Genomic DNA, 14,934 nt, shown 5'->3' with positions numbered 1-14,934 from the left:
GGCGCGCACCGAAGCGCACTGAACACCGCCGCCCGCGCACAGCGTTCCGTTGACGCGACAGCTCTATCGTTTAACGCTGATTTCATTCTCACGGTAGGCAGCCGCTCGAACCCCGTTGCATTTTTCCGCTACGTCCGTTTCAGCAGCGACGTATCCACCGGTAACGCACGAATCCGGTGACCGGTCGCATTGAAGATCGCGTTGCAGATGGCCGCTGAAGTCGGCGGCACGCCCGGCTCGCCAACACCGCCAGGCGGCGCATCGCTCGGCACGATATACACGTGTGTCTCGGGAACGGAATCGATACGGGCGACCTGGTAGTCCGTGAAGTTCGATTGCTCCGACGCACCGTTCCGGAAAGTGAGTTCACTGTATAACGTGTTGCCGAGCGCCATCACCACCGCGCCCTCGAACTGCGCAACAACCCGATCGGGATTGACGATGCGCCCGCAGTCGACGGCCAGATCGACGCGTGTCACACGCACCGAACCGTCGTCGGCCACCTGCACATGCGCTACCGCGGCCACATAACTCAGGAAGCTGCGATGTACCGCAATCCCGCGCCCATGCCGCGCCGGCAATGCGGTCGACCACCCGGAGCGGACAGCGACCGCGCGAACCACGGCCGCATAGCGGGCGGTGTCGATCGGGTACTCGTCGATCGACGCGCCGTAGTTCGGGTAATCGACCCCCAGTGCATGCAGATCGACATGCCGCGGCGTGCCGAGCAGCGTGAGCAGGTGCTGCACCGGATCCTGCCGCGCGGCCGCCGCAAGCTCATCGACGAACGACCCTAACGCGAAGCCGTGGGGAATGTTGTACACCGATCGATACCAGCCGATGCGCGTGTGTGCGGAGGCGGCGCCGTTCTCACACCGCACGTTGGCGATGTCGTAGGGCATATCGGTCACGCCCTGCCCCAATTCCCCCGCCGCCCCATAGCGGACATCGGCCTTGAATGTCGAACTGATGGACGGAAACACCGTGCGGTGCAACCACGCGACCGACTTGCCTTGCGCATCGAGCCCGCCTTCCATGTGCTGGGCGCACACCGCATGGAAATAGTCGTTGTGCACATCGTCTTCGCGAGTCCACGTGAGCTTCACGGGCGCGCCGACCTCGCGTGACAGGAATGCCGCCTCGGCCACGTAGTCAGGCTTGGACTTGCGGCCGAAGCCGCCGCCCAATAACGTGACATTGATCGTCACGGCCGGCTCCTGCACGCCGAGCACCTGTGCCACGGTCGTGCGAGCCTGCTGCGGATTCTGCGTCGCGGTCCAGACTTCAACCGCACCGTTCGCATAGGACGCGGTCGCGGCGAGCGGCTCCATCGCCGCATGTGCCAGGTGCGGCACGTAGTAGTCCGCCGAGACATGGTGGGCGGCGCTCTTTAGCGCAGCCGCTGTGTCGCCGTTGTTGCGAACGATTTTGCCCGGCTGCCGCGCGGTGTCCTCGAGCGCCTTGCGATAAGCCTGACTGTCATACGAGGCATTCGGCCCAAGGTCCCAGTCGAGCCTCAATTTCCGCCGCCCTTGCATCGCGGCCCAAGTGCTGGTTGCCACCACCGCGATGCCGCCCAGCGGCTGGAATCCGGCGGGCAACGGCGCAGCGGGAATGCGCACCACATGCAGCACGCCGGGCACTTTCATCGTTTCCGTCGAATCGACGCTCTTGAGCGTCGCGCCATAGACCGCCGAACGTTCGATCGACGCGTACGTCATTCGGGGCAATACGACATCGATACCGTATGTCGCCCGGCCGTGGACGATGTCGTCGAGATCGACGATCGGCAGCGACTTGCCGATATAGCGCCAGGTACCCTCGTCTTTCAGATGCAGCGTGTCACGGCCCGGCACCGGCTGACGCGCCGCCGCCGTTGCGAGCGCGCCGTAGGCCACGCGCCGCCCGCTCGCCGCATGCACGACATGACCCGGCTCGGTGTGGCAGGTCGCCGGCGCCACGCGCCATTGCACTGCGGCCGCCGCCACGAGCATCTGCCGGGCCGTGCCACCTGCTTCGCGCAATGGCTGGAAGAACTGGCGGATGCTGCGCGAGCCATCGGTATTCTGGTCGCCATACTTCGCATCGCCTTGTGCCTGCACGACCTTGACGGCGTTCCAGTCGGCATCGAGTTCGTCGGCAAGAATCATCGCGAGGCTGGTGCGGATACCGGTCCCCATCTCCGAACGATGCACGACCAGAATGATCTCGCCGGACGGCGCGACCGAGACGTACACGTTCGGTGCGAAAGCCGCTTTAGCGCCATTCGCGGATGACAGCACGCTCGCCGCGAGCGCGGTGCCCGCGCCGCCGATCTGCAAGCCCAGCACAACCCCACCCGCCAAGGTCCCTTTCAACACCCCGCGCCGACTCAGATTGACGATTTCGCCCATCACGCCTCCGACGCTGCCGCCTTGATGGCGGCCTTGATGCGTTGATAGGTGCCACAGCGGCAAACATTGCCGGACATCGCTTCGACGATCTGCTCGTCACTCGGCTTCGGCGTCTGCTTGAGCAACGACGCGGCCTGCATGATCTGTCCAGGCTGGCAGTAACCGCACTGCGGCACATTGGCGGCTTTCCACGCGCGCTGCACCGGGTGATCGCCGCCTTTGCCGAGTCCCTCGATGGTCGTTACGGGCTTGCCCTGAACATCCGCCAGTGCGGTCACACACGAACGCACAGCGACACCGTCCAGATGGACCGTGCATGCGCCGCACGCACCGACCCCGCAACCGAACTTGGTACCGTGCAGCCCGAGCAGATCACGGACTGCCCACAGCAGCGGCATATTCGCATCCGCATCGACGTTGTGATGCACGCCGTTCACAATGAGTTCCATCATCTGATTCCTCGTAGTCGACGCGAACGGCCCGAAGTCGTCATGCGCCGTATCGCTTTATCCGCACAAACCGGTCAGGCTCTCGCCTGATAGGCGTTGCACCATCCCGCGCCGCTCACCTGCTTCGCACCGAACAGCGCGCAAAGCGCGCTCGTGTCGGCTGGCTTGCCCTGATAGAACTGGCAATTCGAGCAGCGCTGGGTGGCGCTGAAGCGCGGATATTTCGCGTGATCGACGCGCGATGCGTCGGTCCGGTAGCCGAGCGCCTGCGCGGCCGGATCGCTTTCCTGAAGCTGCGTGGGCGCGGCCCACGCCGTGCCGCCGGTCATTGCCAGCGCCGCGGCGCCAACGGTATGCACAATGAAATTTCGTCGATTGGTTCGCATGTTCAATACACTCCTTTCACGACACCAGAACACGTTGCAGCGGCGCCATAAACTCCGGGCCTACCGGGTCCTTGACGAATTGCGAGACGATCGCGTCGATTTGCGCGAAGGCCTTGTCGTCGAGTCGCCAGCCGAACGCGGCTTCGAGTCCGTCCAGTTGCGACGGACGGCGCGCACCCCACAGCGCGATCGTCGGGCCGCGGTCCAGCACCCAGCGCACGGCAAGCGCAAGCACCGACTTGTCGAAGTTATCGCGCGCGAAGACGTTCAGTGCTTTCACAGCGTCGACATACTGCTGACGACGCGGCGCACGGAACTTCGGGTCATGTTGACGCAGATCGTCGCCCTCGAAACGCGTGTCGGCGCCGATGCGCCCCGCCAGCAATCCGCGGCACAGTGCGCCATAGGCGAGTGCAACCAGCCCATGCTGTTTCACATAAGGCAGCACGTCGCGGTCGATGTCGCGTTCAAACAGGTTATAAGGCGGCTGGGTGGTGGACAGCGGCGCCACGCGACGGAACGCGTCCATTTGCGCCGCAGAGAAATTGCTGACGCCGAGCGCGCGAACCTTGCCTTCCTTGCGCAGGTCGTCCAGCACCGCGGCCGTCTCTTCGATTGGCACGAGCGGATCGGGCCAGTGAACCTGGTACAGATCGATGTAATCTGTCCGCAAGCGCCGAAGTGTATCCTCTACTTCATGACGAATACGCTCCGGCGAAGCATTGCGAAATACCTTGCCGTCCTGCCATTCGAGAGCGACTTTAGTCGCGATGACTGCCTTATGGCGATATCCATCGGCCAGCGCTTTGCCGACGATTTCCTCCGACGCGCCGAAGCCGTACGCCGGCGCCGTGTCGATAAGGTTCACGCCGCTGTCGAGCGCCCGGCGGATCACCGCAATCGAGTCCTTCTCATCCGTGCCGCCCCACATCCATCCGCCGATCGCCCACGTGCCCAGGCCGATACGCGATACAGGCGTCGATAAACCCTCAACTTCAATTGTTTCAATAGTCATGCGATGCTCTCTGGTTAAAGCGCCGCATCCATGTCGAATGCGGTCCGAGAAAATGCGACGTGCCCAAAGGACGGGCAGGCGAGTCGATTATTTCAGCCGCATCCGGCGATCACAAGAAGGCACCTGAAGGTTCCATACTTTCCCCATGGAAACAAATTGCTACGACGGCCCTCACGCCGCCGAGAACCCACAGAAGAAAACCGATGACCTCGCGCGCAACGTCATCGAGCAGATCGCCGACAAGTGGACGATCCTCGTGATCGACGCGCTGGGCACCCATGGCGAGATGCGTTTCTCGCGGCTACGCGACGAGGTGGGGGGGCGTCAGTCAGAAGATGCTCACGAAGACCTTGCGGCAACTCGAGCGCGACGGTCTCGTCACGCGCTATGTGCATCCCGTGATACCGCCTCGTGTCGACTATCAGTTGACGCCGCTAGGACGCAGTCTGCTCGACAAGATCTGTGGGATCTGGGACTGGGTGGAAGCGCATATGACGGAAATGGAATCGGCGCGACGGCAATTCGATCTCGGCGAAAAGCGTACCGATCGCGCGCCTTCGAACCGGGACGCGGGGTCCGGCTCGGAAACCCGCCTGGAATAGCCGAACGCGTTGGCAGCGCGCTTGCCATGGGTGGTCGAGTCGCCGGTGTCTTCCTGAACCGTCTCGAGAGACGCGAGGCCGGCCACGATCGATAGATCGCGCGTGAGTCCTCACGTCACCGCAAGCTCGAATCGACGCCCACATAACGGAACGGTAATCCAGCCGACCGCGCCCCGTAAGGGCTCCACCATCAGACTCCTGAGTCGAGAAGCCCGCGTCACGCGCTCTGACAGCGCGGGAACGCCGTGCCTTCATGGCCTCATTTCAGGAACCCGTCATGTGGATTGTCCGGCTCGCGCTGCGCCGCCCTTATACCTTCGTGGTCCTTGCGGTGCTGATCCTTATCGTCGGCCCGCTTGCGATACTGCGCACGCCGACCGATATCTTCCCGAACATCGATATCCCGGTGGTCAGCATCGTCTGGACGTACAACGGCTTTTCCGCCCAGGACATGGCCAATCGCATCACGTCGAATTACGAGCGCGCGCTGAGCTCGGACGTCGACGACATCGAGCATATCGAGTCGCAATCGCTGAACGGCGTCTCGGTGGTGAAGATCTTTTTCCATCCGGGCGCGGACATCAATCGCGCGATCGCCGAGGCAGCGTCGAACTCCGCATCGATCCTGCGCGTGCTGCCGCCCGGCACGCTGCCGCCCAACATCATTACCTATAACGCGTCGACGGTGCCGATCCTGCAACTCGGCCTCTCCAGCGACACGCTCTCCGAACAGCAGCTCTACGACCTCGGCAACAGCCAGATCCGCACGCAACTGGCGACGGTACAAGGCGCGTCGGTGCCGCTGCCGTTCGGCGGCAAGGTCCGGCAGATCATGGTCGATATCGACCCGCGCGCATTGCAAGCCAAAGGCCTCGCGCCGATCGACGTGGTCAATGCCGTCAACGCGCAGAACCTGATCCTGCCGGGCGGCACCGCGAAGATCGGCACGAAGGAATACAACGTGCAGATGAACGGCAGCACGGACACCGTAGCCGCGCTCAACGATCTGCCCATCAAGACGGTGGCGGGCGGCGTGGTGTATGTGCGCGACGTCGCCCAGGTGCGCGATGGCTACGCGCCGCAAACCAACATCGTGCGCAGCGACGGCAAACGCGCCGCGCTTCTGACCATCGAAAAGTCCGGCAGCGCGTCGACGCTCACCATCATCCAGCAGGTCAAGGCGATGCTGCCGCATATCGTGGCCGGCTTGCCGAGCGCGCTGCACGTCACCGCACTGTCGGATCAATCGGTGTTCGTGAAGTCGGCCGTCGTGGGCGTGGCGCGCGAAGCGCTGATCGCCGCCGCCCTCACCGCGTTGATGATCCTGCTTTTTCTCGGCAGTTGGCGCGCCACGCTGATCATCGCGGTGTCGATTCCGCTCGCGGTGCTGACCTCGCTGATCGCGCTGTCCGCGCTTGGCCAGACCATCAACATCATGACGCTTGGCGGCCTCGCGCTCGCCGTTGGGATTCTCGTCGACGACGCCACGGTCGCCATCGAAAACATCACGCATCATCTGGAGAACGGCGAGCCGCTGCACGACGCGATCCTGAACGGTTCCGGCGAAATCGCGGTGCCGACGTTCGTATCGACGCTGTCGATCTGCATCGTGTTCGTGCCGATGTTTCTGCTCTCAGGCGTGGCGCGCTATCTGTTCGTGCCGCTCGCCGAGGCGGTGGTGTTCGCCATGATCGCGTCGTACTTTTTCTCGCGCACCCTGGTGCCGACGCTCGCGATGTACCTGATGCGCGCACGCAGCAACGCGCTGGTGGCGGGCAATGGACCGATTGCGCGCCTGATCCGCTTTCAGGCCGCCTTCGAACATCGCTTCGAGCGGCTGCGCGAACGCTATCGCGGCGTGCTCGGCGCGGCGATAGCGAGTCCGCGGCGGTTCATCGCGATCTTCCTGCTGTTATGCATCGGCTCGCTCACGCTGGTGCCGTTTGCGGGCCGCGATTTTTTCCCCGCCGTCGATACTGGCGAGATCCGCCTGCATCTGCGTGCGCCGACCGGCACGCGGATCGAAGACACCGCGCGCCTCACCGATGAAGTCGAAGCGCGTGTGCGCAGCATGATTCCGAAGCAGGAACTCTCGGCGATGCTCGACAATATCGGCGTGCCGGTGAGCGGGATCAATCTGACCTACGACTCATCGGACCCGATCGGCCCGGAAGACGCCGACGTGATGATCACACTCGCGGCGAAGCACAAACCGACCGCTCAATATGTGGCAAGACTGCGCACGACGCTCGCCAAGGACTTCCCTGGTGTCACGTTCGCCTTTCTGCCCGCCGACATCGTCAGCCAGATACTCAACTTCGGGCTGCCCGCGCCGATCGATATCCAGATCGTCGGCAACCGGCTCGACGCCAACCGCGTCGTGGCGAACCGCCTGCTCGCGCAACTGCGCGGCGTGCGCGGTCTCGTCGATGCGCGTATCCAGCAGCCCGGCGATGCCCCCGCGATCAACGTCAACGTCGATCGTACCCGCGCGATTCAGGCCGGCCTGCTGCAACGCGACGTGTCGCAGAACCTGCTGATCGCGCTGTCCGGCAGTTCGCAGACCACGCCGAATTTCTGGCTCGATCCGCACAACGGCGTGAGCTATCCGCTGATGGCGATGATGCCGCAGTACGACATCAACTCGTTGCAGGCGCTCGCCAACATTCCGGTCGCGCAAACCGGAGGCACCGGGTCCGGCGTGATGACCACGGCCGCAAACACGGGCGGTCCGGCGCCGCAAAACCTGCTCGGCGCATTGAGCACACTGACACGCGTCACCCAGCAAGCCGTCGTCTCGCACTACAACGTGCAGCCGGTGCTCGACATTTTCGCGTCGACGCAAGGACGCGACCTCGGCGGCGTGGCAGCGGACGTCACCCGGCTCGTCGATCAGATCCGACCGCAATTGCCGCCTGGCGCGTCGATCGTCATGCGCGGCCAGGTGCAGGCGATGCACGACTCGTTCAGCGGTCTTGCGAGTGGCCTCGTGTTTGCGATCGCCCTGGTCTACCTGCTGATGGTCGTCAATTTCCAGTCGTGGCTCGACCCGTTCATCATCATCAGCGGCTTGCCGGGCTCGCTCGCGGGCATCGCATGGATGCTGTTCAGCACCGGCACTCGCCTGAGCGTGCCGGCACTCACCGGGACGATTCTGTGCATCGGCATCGCCACGGCCAACAGCATTCTCGTGATCAACACCGCGCGCGAATTTCACCACGGCGGCAAGCCGCCGCTGCGGGCCGCGCTCGAAGCCGGTTTCAGCCGCTTCCGTCCAGTGCTGATGACCGCGCTCGCCATGCTGATCGGGATGCTGCCGATGGCGCTCGGCCTCGGCGATGGTGGCGAACAGAACGCGCCGCTCGGACGCGCCGTGATCGGCGGCCTCGCGCTCGGCACGGTGTCGACCTTGCTGTTCGTCCCGGTCGTCTACGGGATGGTGCATGCATGGCTCGACAAACGCCGCGCGGCGCGCATCGACAGGCAAGAATCCGGCGTTCCCGCCCGCACTCATTGATTCCGACGAGACCTCGCCCATGAACGATTCATCCCTTCCGCCCGACCTTGGCGCGCGCTCCGAAGCGTCCGCCGAGACGGCGGAGACCGCCGACACCGCGCGTTTGCATAGCGCCAAGGAAACCCGGCATGCCGGCGCCACGCCGGCAGCGGCCGCCAGCATGAACGCGCGCCGCCGCCTCTGGCCGCTTGCGTTGACCGGACTTGCCGCGGCGTTGCTGATCGTCGGCATCGTGCCGCGTCTCGATGCACGCGCCTCGCTCACGCAACAGACGCAGGCGCAAAGCATGCTCAATGTCTCGGTCGTCACACCGCGCGCCGCGCCGGCCGTCCACGAACTGCTGCTGCCCGGCGCGGTTACGCCGTTCGCGGAAGCATCGATCTACGCGCGCACGAGCGGCTACCTCGCGCACTGGAACACCGACATCGGTGCACAGGTGAAAAGCGGTCAGACGCTCGCGACCATCGAAGCCCCCGAACTGGATGCGCAATTGCGCCAGGCCCGTGCCGACGAAGCCACCGCGCAGGCCAACTTCGACTTCGCGAAGACTACCGCGCAGCGCTGGCAGGCCATGCTGAAGACACAATCGGTCGCGCAGCAGGACGCCGACACCAAGGTCAGCGACATGGAAGCGCGCCGCGCGATGCTCGCGTCGACGCAGGCCAACGTCGCGCATCTGGCCGAGCTTGTCTCATACGAGAAGATCACCGCGCCGTTCGACGGCGTGATCACGGCGCGCAACGTCGACGTCGGCGCGCTGGTTACGGCGGGCGGCACGCCGGGCACCGCGGGCATGTCGGGCGAGCTGTTCCACATCCAGCAGACCGGCGTGCTGCGGGTCTTCGTCGATGTGCCGCAGAACGACGCGCCGTATGTCACGCCGGCGACCGGCGTGTATCTCACCGCCCAGCAGTATCCGGGCCGCCGCATCGCCGCGAAGGTGGCGCGCAGCACCGATTCGATCGATCCGTCGAGCCGCACGCTGCGCGTCGAGATCGACGTCGACAACAAGGATGGCGCGCTGATGCCCGGCGCTTACACGCAGGTGCATCTGCAATTGCGATCGACCATGCCGGCGCTCGACCTGCCGGTCAGCGCCTTGCTGTTCCGGCCGGACGGCGTGACGGTCGCCGTGGTCGATAGCAACGGCCGTGCGCTGCTCAAGACCGTGCATATCGGCCGCGATTTCGGCACGCACGTGGAAATCACCGCAGGCCTCGCCGCCACCGACCGCGTGATCGACAACCCCGGCGATTCGCTGAACACCGGCCAGATCGTGCAGATTGCGCCGGCCATGCCTGGCTAAGTGCATCGTCACAGAAAGGATTCACTGATGGTTTCCCTGTCTCTTTCACGGCCGGTGCAGCGCCGCACGTTGGTGGCCGGGATGATCGGCGCGCTGCTCAGCGCGTGCTCGACCTTGCCCTCCTATCAGCGCCCGAGCGCCGAGATTCCCGCGCAATATGCGGGCGCCGCACCCGGCTGGGCGCAGGCCGCACCGGCTGACGCCACGCCGCGCGGCCCATGGTGGACGATCTTCAACGATCCGGTGCTGGATCAACTCGAAGCGCGTATCGACGTGTCGAACCAGACCGTGCGCAAGGCGGTCGCGCAGCTCCAGCAAGCGCGGTCGATGGTGGACTATCAGCGCGCCGGTTTTTTCCCGACGATTACCGCTGGGGTCGCGCAGGATCGCTCGCGGACCTCGCAGAATGTCGAAGGCAAATCGCTCGCGGGCAAGACCGTGCCGGACTATTCGGCGGGCGTGTCGGCGAGCTGGGAGCCGGATCTGTTCGGACGCGTGCGCGATAGCGTGAACGGCGCGCAGGCCGACGCCCAGGCGAGCGCAGCCGACCTCGAAGGCGTGCGCCTGTCGATGAGCGCGGATCTCGCCGCCGACTATTTCTCCCTGCGCTCGCTCGACACGCAAAAGAAGCTGCTCGACGACAGCGTGAGCGCCTACGCGGCCGCGTTGAAACTGCTGCAGCAGCAACTGCAAAACGGTGCGATCGATGCGTCCGCGGTCGCCCAGGCCACGACGCAACTCGAAGCGACGCGCACGCAGGACACCGACATCGACGTGACCCGCGCACAACTGCAGCATGCGATTGCCACGCTGACCGGCGAGCCGGCTTCGAGCTTCGCGCTGCCGCCGAACGGCTCGGCTGTCACACCGCCCGCGATTCCGGTCGGCTTGCCGTCTCAATTGCTGGAGCGTCGCCCCGACATCGCCGCCGCCGAACGGCGCGTGGCGTCGGCCAATGCGCAGATTGGCGCCGCGCAGGCGGCGTTCTTCCCGGATCTGGTGCTGTCGGCGAGCGCGGGACTGGAAAGCACCTTTTTCGCACCCTGGCTGAGTGCGCCGAGTCTGTTCTGGTCGCTCGGCCCGCAACTGGCCGGCACGCTGTTCGACGGCGGCAAGCGCCGCGCCACCCTGCACGGCGCGACGGCGCAATACGACGGCGCGGTCGCGGACTATCGTCAGTCGGTGCTGGTGGCGTTCCAGCAGGTCGAGGACAATCTGTCCGCATTGCATTCCCTCGCCGACGAAGCCGCCAGCCAGCAGCGCGCCACCACGGCCGCTGAACTGTCGTTGCGGCTCACGACGAACCGTTTCAACGCGGGCGCGGTCAGCTATCTCGACGTGGTCACGGCGCAGACGATTGCGTTGACGAATCAGCGTGTTGCCGATCAGATCGCCGCACGGCGGTTGGAGTCGAGTGTGTTGCTGTTGAAGGCGTTGGGTGGGACGTGGGGTGAGGGCAAGCGTGCGGCCGGGTCTGTGTAAGCCCCCTGGATACCCTTCACCCGCCCCGCCGAAATACCAGCACAAAGCGCGTACTCCGTGCATCGCTGTGCGCATGCACCGAGCCGCCGTGCAACTCCATGATCGTGCGCACGATGGCAAGCCCGAGCCCCGTCGATCCCGTCGAGCCTCGCGACAAGCCCGATGACGGCAGCGAGCTGCGTGACGGATCGACGCGATAGAAGCGGTCGAAGATCCGATCGAGATGTTCGGCGGCAATAGGCTGCCCTTCATTCGACACGGTCACCCGCACCGCGTCGGCCGATGCGCTCGCGTCCAGCACGATCTCGCCGCCTTGCGGCGTATAACGAATGGCATTGGCCAGCAGATTGCTCACCGCGCGGCGAAACAGTTCGAGATCCGCCGTCAAGCTGGCCGTGCCGCTGACCCGCACACGCACTAGCGCCTCTTCGGCAATCCCTTCGAAGTACTCGGCGATATGGCGCAACTCTCGCGCCGCATCGAACTCACGCATGTGCTTGACGAACTGCGGATGTTCAGCGCGCGCCAGAAACAGCACGTTCTCGATCATTCTCGACAGCCGGTCGCACTCTTCCAGATTCGAGGCGAGCAGCGACTGGTATTCATCGACGGAACGCGGCCGGGCGAGCGCCACTTCGGCGGCGCCGCGCATGTTGCTGAGCGGCGTGCGCATGTCGTGCGCGAGGTCGGCGGTGAAACGCGACAAACGCTGAAACCCGTGGTCGACGCGCTCGAGCATGGCGTTCAGCGACGCCACCAGCGTCTCGAGTTCGCTCGGCACACGCGCCACCGCGATCCGCGTATTGAGGCGATTCACCGTGACCAGGCTCGCGCTAGCCGCGATGTCGCGCAACGGCCGCAGCGCGGCGCGGATTAGCAGATAACCGAGCAGCATCGCCAGCATCACGCCGGCTACGCCCGCCAGGTGAAGCCTGTCGCGGTAACCGTCCAGCAGCAGCCAGCGGTCGCTCATGTTGCGCGCCACCAGCACGCTCGCCGTTTCGCCGTCACGCAGCCGCGCGTCGGTGAGAATGCCGCGAATCGGCGCGCCGTTGCGGCCGGTCCACTCGCCGATATCAGCCTCGGTGATACGCGCCGAAGCCGCAACGCGCGCGAGCGCCGGCAACGCGGCGAGCGTCGCCGCGCCGCTCGCCACATTGGGCACGGCAAAAGTCCCGCCGATGTTGTGTTCGACTGCCCGGTTGCCATCGGGATCGAACACTTCCATCGACATGGCCTGGTTGCCGAGCACGATGCTGATCAAACGGTCGCTATGCTCGCGAATGCCCTTCGGCGTCTCCAACTCCTCGGCAAGCCGCCGTGCGTGGCGCGCGGCAAGCACGATGTCGAGATTGTCCTGCGCCTTGATCTGCTTTTCGAGCGCGAGATACAGAAAGCTGCCGACCAGCACGAAAACCGCCAGCGTCGTGGCGCCGAAGGCAAGCGCGAGCGTCGCGGCAAGCGAGCGGACGCGCATCAGGCCGTGTCCTTCAGTTCGAGCACATAGCCGACGCCGCGCACCGTGTGAATCAGCTTGATGGGAAAGTTGTCGTCGATCTTGGTGCGCAGCCGGCGAATCGCCACCTCGACCACATTGGTGTCGCTATCGAAATTCATGTCCCACACATACGACGCGATCTGCGTGCGGCTCAGCACTTCACCCTGACGCCGCGCGAGCAGTTGCAGCAACGAGAATTCACGTGGCGTGAGATCGATGCGCGTGCCGCCCCGCTTGACGCGGCGGCGGTACACATCCATCTCCAGGTCGCCCACCTTGACCAGTTCGCTTTCGCGCGGCGGCCCACGGCGCGCCAGCGTACGCACGCGCGCCAGCAGTTCGACGAACGCAAAAGGTTTGACGAGGTAATCGTCCGCGCCGAGCTCCAGGCCGCGCACGCGGTCGTCGATGTCGTCGCGCGCGGTGAGAAACAGCACCGGCGTGGCGCGCGTGCTGCGCAACGTCTTGACGACGGTCCAGCCGTCCATGCCGGGCAGCATCACGTCGAGCACGATCACGTCGTATTCTTCTTCCTGCGCGAGGATCAGCCCTTGCGGGCCATCGTTCGCGACGTCGACCGCGTAGCCGGATTCCTCCAGACCTTTCTTCAGATAGGCCGCTGTTTTTGGCTCGTCCTCGACCACCAGGATTCGCATCGGTTGCTCCGCTTGCGTTGACCATCAAATGATACCGTCAAGCACCCGGGCGGGTGATTACGATCCGGTAATGTTGCTGGAGGTCGTGAACGATGCCAGCGAAGGACACAGAGGCGCTAAAAAATGCGTATCGCGGCGAGCAGTCAAAATGACAAAACGGTAATTTCCCCGCCACCTTTTCGACAGGGTCGTCACGGCAAGATCTCATGCAAGCATCAATCAGACGATAGACATGCCCTAGTCCCCAATGACCCTTCGTATCCGCGCGGGCATGCATGGGCAACGGTGCGACCGAGCGTCACGAAAAAACAATGCCGGCAAACGCGGCCGATGAGCGCGGGCATCATTCCATCGAAGTGTTCCATCCATGAATACTGTTCAGACGGAACTAACCAGTGATGCCACGCATCCATCAACGCATCAGCCGTTGGGACTGGCCGTATTGCTCAGGGCGGCAACGGCTGGAAACGATCTGACACCGTTCGGGCAAAGCCTGCTTGAGCACGTCACACACCATGACGACCCGTACGCGCTTCTCGATCTGTCGCTCGTACTGCAATTGAAGTATGAGAAGGAAGCCGCGATCGCCGTCCAGGCGCAGGCGATCCAGATGCGCAGGCACTATCGATTGAAGGACGCCCAAACACCTGGGCGTTCAGTCAAGGTGCTAATGCTCAAGGCTCCTGGCGATCTGATGGCGAACACGCCTTTCGAATGCCTGCTTGAGAACGCCGACCTGCAGATAGACGTCGTGTATGTCGACGCCCATCCACAGCCGGACATCAGTCTGCCCGAACATGACGTTATCTTCGTGGCCGCGTGCGCATCCGATGAAAACGCCGGCGTTCTTGCACAAATTGCGTCGCTAATCAGCGGCACACGTTGCCAGGTGCTGAACCAGCCGGAACGTATCGCGCACACGACGCGCGATGCAGCCTATACGTTGCTGGGAACGGTGCCCGGCATCTGCATGGCTCACACGGTACGCCTGCCACGCGAGCGGGTCCTCGAAGCGGCGTCGGGTGCATTCGAGCTGTCTGATCTGCTGAACGGACATTACCCGTTCATCATCCGGCCGACAGGATCGCACGCGGGACAGGGACTGGCAAAGGTGACTGACAGCCGGGAGCTCGCCCTATCCGTGAATGATTCCGCGGCCACGGAATTCTATGTGGCGCCTTTTATCGATTACTCCAGTACCGACGGCCTGTTTCGCAAATACCGGATCGTGATGATCGAGGGGAAGCCATTCGTGTGCCATATGGGCATTTCGAAAGAATGGATGGTTCACTATCCGTATGCAGAAATGCTCGCGCACCCCGAGCGTCGGGACGAAGAAGCGCACCTGATGGCGAGTTTCGACTCCGGTTTTGCAGTACGTCACAAAGAGGCGCTCCGGATGATCGCGGAATTAACCGGCCTCGACTACGTTGGATTTGATTGTGCCGAAACGGGGGATGACCGGCTGCTCATCTTTGAAATCGCCACTGCAATGGTCGTGCACGACATGGACGATCCGAACACCTTTCGTTACAAGCTGCCGCAAATGCGGCGGATATTCGACGCATTTGATCAGATGCTGCGCCGCACGTCCCCAAAGTCGTGCTGATCCAACCTGACGGCTTTCGAA

Annotated in this window: 11 protein-coding genes; 5 read left to right on the top strand and 6 right to left on the bottom strand. The window is 64.0% G+C overall.

The window, feature by feature from the left end:
- Positions 1-128: 128 nt before the first annotated feature.
- The 4 genes from OKW43_RS20860 to OKW43_RS20845 all read right to left on the bottom strand — a co-directional run bounded on the left by OKW43_RS20860 (position 129) and on the right by OKW43_RS20845 (position 4,243).
- Positions 129-2,393 (bottom strand): xanthine dehydrogenase family protein molybdopterin-binding subunit, encoded by a 2,265-nt coding sequence (locus OKW43_RS20860; protein WP_187632735.1) that lies wholly within the window; start codon positions 2,391-2,393, stop codon positions 129-131.
- Entirely contained in the window at positions 2,393-2,845 is a 453-nt protein-coding gene (locus OKW43_RS20855; protein WP_026226223.1) for a (2Fe-2S)-binding protein, read from the bottom strand. The genes OKW43_RS20860 and OKW43_RS20855 overlap by 1 nt, the downstream gene beginning before the upstream one ends.
- Positions 2,846-2,916: 71 nt before the next feature.
- Positions 2,917-3,228 carry a high-potential iron-sulfur protein gene (locus OKW43_RS20850; protein WP_187632736.1) on the bottom strand — a complete coding sequence of 104 codons (312 nt, stop codon included), beginning with the start codon at positions 3,226-3,228 and terminating at the stop codon, positions 2,917-2,919.
- A gap of 16 nt (positions 3,229-3,244) precedes the next feature.
- Entirely contained in the window at positions 3,245-4,243 is a 999-nt protein-coding gene (locus OKW43_RS20845; protein ID WP_429449524.1) for an aldo/keto reductase, read from the bottom strand.
- A 335-nt stretch (positions 4,244-4,578) separates the two neighbouring features.
- Here OKW43_RS20845 and OKW43_RS20840 point away from each other — a divergent pair, with 335 nt between their 5' ends.
- The 4 genes from OKW43_RS20840 to OKW43_RS20825 all read left to right on the top strand — a co-directional run bounded on the left by OKW43_RS20840 (position 4,579) and on the right by OKW43_RS20825 (position 11,150).
- On the top strand, positions 4,579-4,845 hold the full coding sequence (locus OKW43_RS20840) for a winged helix-turn-helix transcriptional regulator (RefSeq protein WP_429449522.1): 267 nt from the start codon (positions 4,579-4,581) through the stop codon (positions 4,843-4,845).
- A 277-nt stretch (positions 4,846-5,122) separates the two neighbouring features.
- Positions 5,123-8,362 (top strand): efflux RND transporter permease subunit, encoded by a 3,240-nt coding sequence (locus OKW43_RS20835; protein WP_429449520.1) that lies wholly within the window; start codon positions 5,123-5,125, stop codon positions 8,360-8,362.
- A gap of 19 nt (positions 8,363-8,381) precedes the next feature.
- Positions 8,382-9,668: an efflux RND transporter periplasmic adaptor subunit gene (locus OKW43_RS20830; RefSeq protein ID WP_429449518.1), complete on the top strand. Its 1,287-nt coding sequence runs from the start codon at positions 8,382-8,384 to the stop codon at positions 9,666-9,668.
- A 27-nt stretch (positions 9,669-9,695) separates the two neighbouring features.
- Positions 9,696-11,150, top strand: coding sequence for an efflux transporter outer membrane subunit (locus OKW43_RS20825; RefSeq protein ID WP_429449516.1), 1,455 nt, complete (start codon positions 9,696-9,698; stop codon positions 11,148-11,150).
- A gap of 16 nt (positions 11,151-11,166) precedes the next feature.
- Here the strand turns inward: OKW43_RS20825 and OKW43_RS20820 are convergent, their stop codons facing one another.
- Entirely contained in the window at positions 11,167-12,627 is a 1,461-nt protein-coding gene (locus OKW43_RS20820) for a heavy metal sensor histidine kinase (RefSeq protein ID WP_429449514.1), read from the bottom strand.
- Positions 12,627-13,304: a heavy metal response regulator transcription factor gene (locus tag OKW43_RS20815; RefSeq protein WP_429449512.1), complete on the bottom strand. Its 678-nt coding sequence runs from the start codon at positions 13,302-13,304 to the stop codon at positions 12,627-12,629. The genes OKW43_RS20820 and OKW43_RS20815 overlap by 1 nt, the downstream gene beginning before the upstream one ends.
- A gap of 367 nt (positions 13,305-13,671) precedes the next feature.
- On the opposite strand from OKW43_RS20815, the gene OKW43_RS20810 reads away from it, so the two are divergent.
- Positions 13,672-14,913 (top strand): ATP-grasp domain-containing protein, encoded by a 1,242-nt coding sequence (locus OKW43_RS20810; RefSeq protein ID WP_187632743.1) that lies wholly within the window; start codon positions 13,672-13,674, stop codon positions 14,911-14,913.
- The last annotated feature ends 21 nt before the right edge of the window (positions 14,914-14,934 follow it).

The sequence above is a fragment of the Paraburkholderia sp. WC7.3g genome (genome assembly GCF_050436345.1).
GTDB classification, from domain to species: Bacteria; Pseudomonadota; Gammaproteobacteria; order Burkholderiales; family Burkholderiaceae; genus Paraburkholderia; species Paraburkholderia podalyriae.
This window is presented reverse-complemented; position numbering and strand designations above follow the sequence as displayed.

Excerpts from the sequence above, each read along its gene's own strand:
- OKW43_RS20850 (WP_187632736.1), bottom strand. The coding sequence starts at position 3,228 with ATGCGAACCAATCGACGAAATTTCATTGTGCATACCGTTGGCGCCGCG.
- OKW43_RS20815 (WP_429449512.1), bottom strand. The coding sequence starts at position 13,304 with ATGCGAATCCTGGTGGTCGAGGACGAGCCAAAAACAGCGGCCTATCTG.
- OKW43_RS20830 (WP_429449518.1), top strand. The coding sequence starts at position 8,382 with ATGAACGATTCATCCCTTCCGCCCGACCTTGGCGCGCGCTCCGAAGCG.
- OKW43_RS20860 (WP_187632735.1), bottom strand. The coding sequence starts at position 2,393 with ATGGGCGAAATCGTCAATCTGAGTCGGCGCGGGGTGTTGAAAGGGACC.
- OKW43_RS20820 (WP_429449514.1), bottom strand. The coding sequence starts at position 12,627 with ATGCGCGTCCGCTCGCTTGCCGCGACGCTCGCGCTTGCCTTCGGCGCC.
- OKW43_RS20810 (WP_187632743.1), top strand. The coding sequence starts at position 13,672 with ATGAATACTGTTCAGACGGAACTAACCAGTGATGCCACGCATCCATCA.
- OKW43_RS20840 (WP_429449522.1), top strand. The coding sequence starts at position 4,579 with ATGCTCACGAAGACCTTGCGGCAACTCGAGCGCGACGGTCTCGTCACG.
- OKW43_RS20845 (WP_429449524.1), bottom strand. The coding sequence starts at position 4,243 with ATGACTATTGAAACAATTGAAGTTGAGGGTTTATCGACGCCTGTATCG.
- OKW43_RS20825 (WP_429449516.1), top strand. The coding sequence starts at position 9,696 with ATGGTTTCCCTGTCTCTTTCACGGCCGGTGCAGCGCCGCACGTTGGTG.
- OKW43_RS20855 (WP_026226223.1), bottom strand. The coding sequence starts at position 2,845 with ATGATGGAACTCATTGTGAACGGCGTGCATCACAACGTCGATGCGGAT.
- OKW43_RS20835 (WP_429449520.1), top strand. The coding sequence starts at position 5,123 with ATGTGGATTGTCCGGCTCGCGCTGCGCCGCCCTTATACCTTCGTGGTC.